Annotated in this window: 9 protein-coding genes; 4 read left to right on the top strand and 5 right to left on the bottom strand. The window is 26.6% G+C overall.

What is annotated here, in order from left to right; genetic code table 11:
* Positions 1-1,798: 1,798 nt before the first annotated feature.
* From F811_RS0101220 to F811_RS0101240, 5 genes are all read right to left on the bottom strand, one after another.
* Positions 1,799-2,365 (bottom strand): 4Fe-4S single cluster domain-containing protein, encoded by a 567-nt coding sequence (locus tag F811_RS0101220; RefSeq protein WP_083921302.1) that lies wholly within the window; start codon positions 2,363-2,365, stop codon positions 1,799-1,801.
* A 306-nt stretch (positions 2,366-2,671) separates the two neighbouring features.
* Positions 2,672-3,082 (bottom strand): hypothetical protein, encoded by a 411-nt coding sequence (locus tag F811_RS0101225; RefSeq protein ID WP_020003486.1) that lies wholly within the window; start codon positions 3,080-3,082, stop codon positions 2,672-2,674.
* Positions 3,079-3,285, bottom strand: coding sequence for a DUF2997 domain-containing protein (locus F811_RS0101230; RefSeq protein WP_020003487.1), 207 nt, complete (start codon positions 3,283-3,285; stop codon positions 3,079-3,081). The genes F811_RS0101225 and F811_RS0101230 overlap by 4 nt, the downstream gene beginning before the upstream one ends.
* 22 nt (positions 3,286-3,307) lie before the next feature.
* Positions 3,308-4,816 carry a hypothetical protein gene (locus F811_RS0101235; RefSeq protein WP_020003488.1) on the bottom strand — a complete coding sequence of 503 codons (1,509 nt, stop codon included), beginning with the start codon at positions 4,814-4,816 and terminating at the stop codon, positions 3,308-3,310.
* A gap of 66 nt (positions 4,817-4,882) precedes the next feature.
* Entirely contained in the window at positions 4,883-5,587 is a 705-nt protein-coding gene (locus F811_RS0101240) for a hypothetical protein (RefSeq protein ID WP_020003489.1), read from the bottom strand.
* A gap of 285 nt (positions 5,588-5,872) precedes the next feature.
* On the opposite strand from F811_RS0101240, the gene F811_RS0101245 reads away from it, so the two are divergent.
* The 4 genes from F811_RS0101245 to F811_RS0101260 all read left to right on the top strand — a co-directional run bounded on the left by F811_RS0101245 (position 5,873) and on the right by F811_RS0101260 (position 8,848).
* Positions 5,873-6,769 (top strand): hypothetical protein, encoded by an 897-nt coding sequence (locus tag F811_RS0101245; RefSeq protein WP_020003490.1) that lies wholly within the window; start codon positions 5,873-5,875, stop codon positions 6,767-6,769.
* Positions 6,770-6,852: 83 nt separating this feature from the next.
* The gene (locus F811_RS0101250) at positions 6,853-7,911 is read left to right on the top strand and encodes an NAD(P)-dependent alcohol dehydrogenase (RefSeq protein ID WP_020003491.1); all 1,059 of its coding nucleotides are present in this window, start codon (positions 6,853-6,855) and stop codon (positions 7,909-7,911) included.
* 215 nt (positions 7,912-8,126) lie between these two features.
* Positions 8,127-8,369: a (2Fe-2S)-binding protein gene (locus tag F811_RS0101255; protein WP_020003492.1), complete on the top strand. Its 243-nt coding sequence runs from the start codon at positions 8,127-8,129 to the stop codon at positions 8,367-8,369.
* Positions 8,370-8,386: 17 nt separating this feature from the next.
* Complete coding sequence (locus tag F811_RS0101260) at positions 8,387-8,848, top strand: YbaK/EbsC family protein (RefSeq protein WP_020003493.1); 462 nt, start codon at positions 8,387-8,389, stop codon at positions 8,846-8,848.
* Positions 8,849-9,711 lie beyond the last annotated feature (863 nt).

The following is a 9,711-nucleotide window of genomic DNA, read 5'->3' on the forward strand; positions in this document are numbered from 1 at the left end:
AATGATACTAGGTGTTGCGTATTTAAATAAAAGTTTATATGGTTTCTCATAATAAAGAGGATTGGAAGTTACTGAATTGTTATCCATAAAAATTACACCCCATATACAATATTAATCTTTTAAGTATAATTTTATTTTATTATTTTTTCAAGCCATACATTTCAAACAATAAATTTAAATAACGCTTGGGTGGGCAGCCAGAGTAACAGTAAAAGCTAAAGAATAAAAAAATCATTCATAAATAACAAATAGAATTAAAAAATTTAAGGGGTGGGAGTTAAAATTATTTCCAAAACTTTATTTTAATCCCACCCTTTTAGATTTTAAAGCTTTGTTTTTTAATTTGTTTTGATTAAATCTATAAGCCTATTATATTTTAGGTGCACCCGCCCAAAGCATTATTTAAATTTAAGGCTTTCCTAAACGCACGTAGAGCGGATTTTTTAAATATTGATTAATTTATAATTCTAATTTTTATTACTTATAAAAGCCAAGTTAACCGTGCGTTGAATATATCATAAATTTAAAAACCGCTTGGGGGAAGCCACTATAACAGTACAAGCTAAAAAATTAAAATAATTTATAAATAACAAATAGCATTAAAAAATTTAGAGGGTGGGAATTAGAATAAATTTTAAAACTTTATTTTAATCCAGCCCTTTTAGATTTAAAAACTTTATTTTTTATATTAGTTTTATTAAATCTTTTAAGCCTTCACTTCAAAAAGTGCACCCACCCAAAGCGTGATTTAAATTTAAGGCTTTCCTAAACGCACGCAGGGCGTATTTTTAGAATATTGATTAATTTATAATTCTAATTTTCATTACTTATAAAATCCAAGTTAACCGTGCGTTGAATAATATTATAAAATTTATAAAACCGCTTGGGTGGGCAGCCAGAGTAACAGTCAAAACTATAAAATTAAAAATCATTTATAAATAACAAATAGCATTCAAAAATTTAAAGGGTGGGAATTAGAATAAATTTTAAAACTTTATTTTAATCCCCCCTTTTAGATTTTAAAGCTTTATTTTTTATATTAGTTTAATTAAATCTTTTGAGCCTTCACTTTAAAAATTGCACCCGCCCAAAGCATTATTTAAATTTAAGGCTTTCCTAAACGCACGCAGAGCAGATTTTTTTAATATTGATTAATTTATAATTCTAATTTTCATTACTTATAAGAGTTAAGTTAACCGTGCGTTAAATAATATTTTAAATTTAAAAAGCACTTGGGTGGGCAGCCAGAGTAACAGTCAAAACTATAAAATTAAAAATCATTTATAAATAACAAATAGCATTCAAAAATTTAGAGGGTGAGAGTTAAAATAATTTTCAAAATTTTATTTTAATCCCCGCCCTTTTAGATTTAAAAACTTTATTTTTTATATTAGTTTAATTAAATCTTTCGAGCCCTCACTTCAAAAAGTCATCCGCCCAAAGTGTGATTTAAATTTAAGGCTTTTCTAAACGCAGGTAGAGCGGATTTTTTTAATATTGATTAAGTTAAAATTATGATTTATCTTATATATAAAATTTTGTTATACGTGCGTTGAAGAGTATCATAAATTTAAAAAGCACTTGGGTGGGCAGCCAGAGTAACAGTACAAGCTAAAGAATAAAAATAATTTATAAGTAACATATCAACGCATTAAAATTTAAAGGGTGGGAGTTAAAATGATTTTCAAAATTTTATTTTAATCCCCGCCCTTTTAGATTTTAAGGCTCTATTTTTTATATTAGTTTGATTAAATCTTTTAAGTACTCACTTCAAAAATGCACCCGCCCAAAACGTTATTTATCTTACAATATCAAAAAAATCATCAGGATATCCATACATATTAATGCTTCCGTTTTCATCAATATCTATTTCTACATAAGTGCCATTTATAATATCTTCTTTTTTATATCTATCTGTAATAAAATCTATACTCTGATTATCCGAGCCGTAAAGATGATTATTAATATTTCTTTTCTCTTCTATGTATCTTCCAGATATTAATACATCTGCAAGTGAAAATATTTCGTTTTTGTAAGAGGGTTTAATTTCGTATTTTTCATACCCAGTATATAGTATAATACCAATATCAAGTTTTTTTATATTTCTCATAAGCTCAATAACAGCATCAGGCTGATCCAAAGGCTCTCCCCCAAGTATAGTAACATTATCAATACCATACTTGGAGTATGCCTCTTTTATCTTAAGTATTATATTTTCTATAGATATTTCAGTACCGCCCTCAAAACTATGCATAGAAAAATTCCAACACCCCTTGCATCTAAGACTGCATCCTTGAGTCCATATCACAAAACTGTTTGCAAATCCGTAGATAGAGGAATTATCATTTATATGAGCTATACGCATATATTATTTTTATTACCTTTTTTATTATTAGACTTGTTTCAAAACTATTTTTATTTATATTTGCGGGGACTAGCCCTGCGAAGCACACAGTCGTGCCGCACCCCCACTTCTTTTGCCGCCTAGGCACCTACTCGGTGGTGACCCAAAGAAGCAAAAAGACTGAATATTTACATATTAAAACGATAAATTACACAACATGTAAAACATATGATTTATATAATAATTAATATTATATAATTTAGCATAAAATAATAAACTCATCAAATTATTTGTCAAGTACTTTTGAAACAAGTCTATTATATTTTTTTATCTTACCTCTCTAACCAAAGTAAGCTGTATTTTATTGTCTTTTTTTACTTCCATTACTCTGTAGCCTTTTGCTTTTGCTTTTTCCATAATAGCCTTTTTCTGTGATTCTATAAACTCAAGTCTTTCTCTTTCAAGTCTTTCTTTCTCTTCCTGAAGTTTTCTCTCATAAACATTATTATAAGACACTTCCAATTTTTGAAGAAATGAAGATACATCATTATTATAACTATCATAGCTTAATACATATTTTCCATTAACTAATTTGAAATATGTATTTCTATATTTATTCAAGGCAGGAATGTATATTTTATTTCCTCGTATCTCATACTGATAACCGCAGTTTTTCAAAGCCTCTAAAAGTATCTCTTCATTAATAAATGGTGTAGTTGTTTTTACAAGACAGCTCATTGTACTCCTCCTCTTTGTATTCTTTGTTCCTGAGTATTAACTCTCTGATTATATTCATCAGTTTTTTTAATTTCTTTTATGTTTGAAAGTTCATCTAATAAGGCATTAACCTCGTCCAAACAAGCCTCCCCTTTAATACCATCTGTTTTTACATTAAGACTTCCGTCTTCATTAATAGTGATAGTAATTCTCTCTTCTTTCATAAATTACACTCCTTAATTTTTATTAATCAATATATTTAATATAGTCTATATCATCGTCGTCATCTCCCATCATAAGAGCAAGAGATGATTTATTATTCTTTTTATAATAAACATTTTTATATAGATTATTTATATAATCTATCAATTTATTGAATTTATTTTTATCACTAATACCACAAATCAAAATATTATTTATTTCTTTACATGACTTCTTATAATCCTCTCTAGCCGCATATTCAAAATCTTCTATAAGAATTAATATTTCATTTAATTTTTCTTTGCATTTATTTGAATATTCTATTACTATTTCATCATCAATATCTGAATTAATATTGTTATATATTTCCTTATTTTTGTAAAATATTGAAATATAGTTAAACATTTTATCTATATTAACTAATTTTGATAGATTGAAAAAATCTATATTTATATCATTTTTAAATAAATCTAATATATTATTTACTTCGTATTTTATTATTATATCTAATACTCTGCTCAATACAAATTTTTCAATATTTTCTAATTGATTATATAAAGCTGCAATTATAGATATAAGCTGCCCTCCAAAAAGAACCATCATACGAAGTCCGTTATTTCCATTTGATAAAAATTTTCTAATTTCTGAGTTCATACCACTTTTATTAACAAAAAAACCTTCTATATCTTTAGCCTCTTTTAAAAATAAATTATTTGACCCGCTTCCGCTAAGCCATAAAGTATTAATTATACTTGTATTATTTGGGAATATAAAACTTATACCGCTTTCAGTATTAAGCCATGCAAAACTCATACCGCTGTTATTATTCAAATTTATATTTTGATTATCAACATTATTCCTAAATATTGATAAAAATAATTCTTTATCTTTATTAAGCATATATCGTAAAATTTTTATAAATGATACATCTCTCAATTCATCTGTATTTTCAAATTGATTGAAAAAAAATTCTTTTTTGTCCTCTGGTATATTAAATAAAACTTCTAAAAATTTAGCATTAAGTTCTTTTGTTTTATAGTAATTATCAAAGTTATAATCATATTTACCTAAAAAATCATTGGCTTCCCTGCTTATATCGATATATCCAAATGAATTTAAAATTTCCATAATATCTGATGATATAAAAATATATAATATTCTGTAAAATTCTGCTTCATAACCTTTGATATTATTTATAATCAAATTAATATCATTTTCTCTTTCTGGTACTATGTATTTTATATCATTTTTTGACATACTATATGAATAATTAATTTTACAGTTATTAATATTTGCAAATATTCTTAAAAGTTCAATTTTATTTTTTTTCAAAACATTATTAAATATCATCAAAAATGAATTTTTTGAGTCATCTGGTATGTTATTATATACATTTTTAAAAAATTCTTTTTGTTCTTCGTCTACATTTTTCATAGCATTATTTCTATTTATTATAAATAGAAGATTATTTTTTTCTTCTCTTGGTAATGAATTTAAAAAAGTTTCTCTCTCATTTTCTGGTAAGCTATAATACATTTCCTCATAAAAAGCCATTTCTATACTCCATATATTTTGATGATTGCATATATTATACACTATATTTGAACTTATTCAATTTTTTTATATTTTTCTTATATCATCTATTTTTATATTTTCTATTAAATCAATATCATCATCATCTTCTTCAAGCATAAAAGACAAAGAGGACCTGTTTTCTTTTCTATATAAAGCACTTTTATATAAATTATTAATATAGCCTATAAGTTTATTAAAATTATCTATAAAGTCATTGCATCTTTTTTGTATATTATTTACATCAAAATCTTTATTTAAAGTATTTATTAAATCAAGGCATACATCTTTATAATTTTTCTTTGATGCATAGTCAAAGTTTTCGCTTATATCTTCTATTTCTTTTATTTTGTGTATGCATTTATCTTTTATAATATTTACATTTGATTTTAATTTTTCTAAATCTATTTTTACAACATTTTTCTTTTCTGTTTTATTTTCTTTATTATTTTCTTCTGTTTTGGCAGTCTGACTATTATTACTTTCTGATGATTTATTTTCTTCTGATGTTTTTTGATTATATCTGTTTTCTCTTTCACTGTTATACTCATAAGGCCTATAGAAAAAGTTATAATTAATATCTTCTATATCATCTGCTATTGAGTTGAGCTTATCTGCTATAGTATATGCTATATCTTCTATATCATCTACATAGCCCATAAAGTTATAATATGCATCTCTATTTGATTTGCCGAATTCATTAAATTTATCTTTCAATTCATCAAGTATATCGTCAATATTATTATTACTCATAATTATTACCCCCGTATTTATTAATATTATCTTATATATTTTATAAAATCAAGTTTTTGATATTAATCATTTATATTTAATATTTTAATAAATAACTATGACAAAAAATGACACTTAAATAAAAAATTGAAAAATATAATATATTGAAAAATTTAAAAAAAATTAGAAAATAATTCATAAATACATAATACTTAATAATAAAATATATTATTAATGCACTTTTATTTGGTTATTATTTTAAGAGTATTTAAGTATACATAATATTAGTGTTAAGGTCATTTATTTATGAAAGATATATACAATAAAATAATAAGTGAAAAGCATATAGGAAAAGAAACTAATCCTATCAATCAAAAAGATATACTTTCTTTGGCAGGTCATTATTCAAGAAGCAATGAAAATAAAAGTAACGGCATAGGACTTGTAATTGTAAATGTTCAGAGAGATTTTGTAGACCCAAAAAAAGGAGCTTTGCCTGTAAAAGGAGCAGTCAAAGATGTTAAAAGGATAATACGGTTTATTTATGAAAATCTGGAAGATATATACTCTATTTATACAGCAATGGACACACATCATTATGATTCAATATTTCACCCTTATATGTGGCGAAAACCTAATGGAGAAGAAATAGAGCCTTTTACTAAAATAACATTAGAAAAAATTAATTCTAATGAAATTATACCATTATATAAAAAAGAACAGACATCGTATGTAAAAAAACTCAAAAAAGAGAATATGAAAAATCTAATAATATGGCCTTATCATTGTCTCTATGGTACAGACGGCTGGCTTATAGAAAAACAGCTTAATAATATGCTCTTATTTTTTGAAAGGGCTAAAGAAATAAATATTAATAAGATAATGAAAGGTACAGAACGATTTACTGAGATGTACGGAGCTATTAAACCAGAAATAGTAACCTCTGAAACTAGATTCTTTGATATGGCTTGGGTATATGATTTGAAAAATTATAAGAAAATATATATATGCGGAGAAGCTAAAGATTTAGGCCTTTATGAAACTGTCAAACAGATTTGCATTATGTATTCAGGAGATAAAAATATTACAAAAAAAATTAATGTAATGATGAATTGCGGAAGTTCAATATATGATGATAAAAATATTAATAATAAATATGAAACTTTATATGATAAATATGGTATAAAATTGATAGAAGTTTAACTAATAAAGTTATATCTTTGACTTTTTTAGTAAAAGTTGTATACTATAAAAGTAAAAAATAATACAATAAAAAGGAGTGTAAAATGAAAGGATTTGCTATGAAAAAGATAGGCGAAACAGGTTGGGTTGAAAAAGAGATACCAGCTTGCGGACCTCTTGACGCCATTGTAAAACCTTTAGCTGTGGCAATATGTACTTCTGATATACATACTATCGCAGGTGCTATAGGTGACAGAAAAGACATGATTTTAGGTCATGAAGTTTGCGGAGAAATACATGAAGTAGGAGCTTTGGTAAAAGATTTTAAAAAAGGCGATAGAGTATTAGTTACTGCTATTACTCCAGATTGGAGTACTGTAGAGGCTCAGGCTGGATATTCTATGCACTCTGGCGGTATGCTTAATGGCTGGAAATTCTCTAATGTAAAAGACGGAGTATTTTCTGAATATTTCCATGTTAATGATGCTGACGGTAATTTGGCTTTACTTCCTGAAGGAATGGATCCTATAGATGCTTGTATGATTTCTGACATGGTTCCTACTGGTTTTCATGGTGCTGAACTAGCTGATATACAATATGGAGATACTGTTTTAGTTATAGGTATTGGACCTGTTGGACTTATGGGGGTTGCTGGGGCTGCTTTAAGAGGGGCTTCTAGAATTATTGCTGTTGGTACTAGACCTAAATGTGTGGAAGTTGCTAAAATTTATGGGGCTAATGAGTTTATCAGTTATAAAAATGGACCTATAGATGAACAAGTATTAAAAATGACTAATGGAAAAGGTGTTGATAAAGTTATCATTGCTGGAGGCGGTGTTGAAACTTTCTCTGAAGCAGTTAAATCACTAAAAGCTGGCGGTAAAATCGGAAATGTTAACTATCTTGGTGAAGGCGATAATGTATTAATACCTAGACTTGAATGGGGTGTTGGTATGGGACACAAAGCTATATTCGGCGGTCTTATGCCAGGAGGAAGATTGAGAGCTGAAAAATTAGGTTCTTTAGTTGCTTCTGGAAGATTAAATGTTCGTCATTTAATTACTCATGTATATGAAGGCTGGGATCAGCTTCCTGAAGCTGTTAAAATCATGGGTGAAAAACCTGCTGATTTGATTAAGCCTGTAGTAAGAATACAAAAATAATAGATTATAACTAAAAATAAATTGGGCTGGCAGATATTTTTACAGATATTTGTCAGCACTTTTTATATAATCATACAATTAATACTTTAAATTAAATTACAGCTATGTTATAATATATTATGTAAAGTAAAAAGAATTATTTATTAAAAATGTTTTTTACATATTTGGCTTTTATAATATTTATATATTATGAAAAATTAAAACGGGGGTGCCTGATGGAATACGATGTAGAATATCTAAAAAATCAAACTTCAATTAATTATGATAAAACTCTATGCTACTGCAAAAATGTTTCATACAGAGATACTTACAAAGCTATAGCTGATAATAAACTTACTTCTCTTGATGAGGTTGTAGCAAAAACTCAGGCTTCTACAGGATGCGGAGGCTGTAAAGAGCGTATTTTAAGCTTGATAGAATATGTCAAAAAAAATGAATATGCCCCTTTAAATCTTTGATTATAGGTGAAATTATGATGAATGAAAAAGTACTCAATGCTTTAAAAGAACTCAATATAGATTATCAGGAATTTGAAGAGGCAGGTCTTACAAAGACTGTTGATAATGCTGCTAAAACTCTTAATATAGAAAAAGGACAGGTAGCTAAATCTATACTAGTAAAGCCAGCCAAAAAAAATTTTGCTATGATTATAGCTTCAGGAGACAAAAAAATATCTTCCAAAAAAATGAGAGCATATTTCGGATGTAAAACTAGTTTTGCTAATGCTGAAGACACATATAATTTAACAGGATTTACTTTCGGAGGAGTATGTCCTTTTGGTATAGACAAAAGTATTGATGTATTAGTGGATAAAAGTATGCAAAGGTTTGATGCATTATATATAGCATGCGGAAGCGATAGTTCTTTAGCTAAAATGACTTATGATGAAATACTTCAAAAAATCTCAAGCACTGAAGTGGATTTAACTGAAGATTAATTTAATTCTATAAAAAGTATAATTAAAGATTATTTCTTATTTATAATACTTTTCAACGCACGTTTAATCGATTCTTATATTTAAGATAAATCAGAATTTTAAATTAATTTATATAAAAAAATCAGCTCTGCGTGCGTTTAGGAAAGCCTTAAATTTAAATAACGCTTTGGGTGGGTGTACTAAAAAATAATAGGCTTTATAGATTTAATTAAAACATATTAAAAAAATAAAGCTTTTAAATCTAAAAGGGCGGGGATTAAAGTAAAGTTAAAAAATTTATTCTAACTCCCACCCTTTAAATTTTAATGCGTTGATATGTTACTTATAAATTATTTTTATTCTTTAGCTTTTACTGTTACTCTGTCTGCCCACCCAAGCGGTTTTTAAATTTAAAATATTATTTAACGCACGTTAAATCGATTCTTATATGTTGCAGAATTAGAATTATAAATTAATCAATATTAAAAAATCCGATCTGCGTGCGTGTAGGAAAGCCTTAAATTTAAATCACACTTTGGGCGGGTGCAATTTTTAAAGTGAAGGCTCAAAAGATTTAATTAAACTAATATAAAAAATAAAGCTTTAAAATCTAAAAGGGTGGGATTAAAATAAAGTTTTGGAAATAATTTTAACTCCCACCCCTTAAATTTTTTAATTCTATTTGTTATTTATGAATGATTTTTTTATTCTTTAGCTTTGACTGTTACTCTGGCTGCCCACCCAAGTGCTTTTTAAATTTATGCTATATTAAACGCACGTTAAATCAATTCTTATATGTTTCAGAATTAGAATTATAAATTAACCAATATTAAAAAAATCCGCTCTACGTGCGTTTAGGAAAGCCTTAAATTTAAATAATGCTT

Origin of the sequence: Brachyspira innocens ATCC 29796, assembly GCF_000384655.1 — a bacterium.
In the GTDB taxonomy this organism is placed as follows: Bacteria; Spirochaetota; Brachyspiria; order Brachyspirales; family Brachyspiraceae; genus Brachyspira; species Brachyspira innocens.

What these genes read in the sequence shown, in the direction of transcription:
- F811_RS0101220 (WP_083921302.1), bottom strand. Translation starts at nt 2,365, where the DNA reads ATGCGTATAGCTCATATAAATGATAATTCCTCTATCTACGGATTTGCA.
- F811_RS0101225 (WP_020003486.1), bottom strand. Translation starts at nt 3,082, where the DNA reads ATGAGCTGTCTTGTAAAAACAACTACACCATTTATTAATGAAGAGATA.
- F811_RS0101230 (WP_020003487.1), bottom strand. Translation starts at nt 3,285, where the DNA reads ATGAAAGAAGAGAGAATTACTATCACTATTAATGAAGACGGAAGTCTT.
- F811_RS0101235 (WP_020003488.1), bottom strand. Translation starts at nt 4,816, where the DNA reads ATGGCTTTTTATGAGGAAATGTATTATAGCTTACCAGAAAATGAGAGA.
- F811_RS0101240 (WP_020003489.1), bottom strand. Translation starts at nt 5,587, where the DNA reads ATGAGTAATAATAATATTGACGATATACTTGATGAATTGAAAGATAAA.
- F811_RS0101245 (WP_020003490.1), top strand. Translation starts at nt 5,873, where the DNA reads ATGAAAGATATATACAATAAAATAATAAGTGAAAAGCATATAGGAAAA.
- F811_RS0101250 (WP_020003491.1), top strand. Translation starts at nt 6,853, where the DNA reads ATGAAAGGATTTGCTATGAAAAAGATAGGCGAAACAGGTTGGGTTGAA.
- F811_RS0101255 (WP_020003492.1), top strand. Translation starts at nt 8,127, where the DNA reads ATGGAATACGATGTAGAATATCTAAAAAATCAAACTTCAATTAATTAT.
- F811_RS0101260 (WP_020003493.1), top strand. Translation starts at nt 8,387, where the DNA reads ATGAATGAAAAAGTACTCAATGCTTTAAAAGAACTCAATATAGATTAT.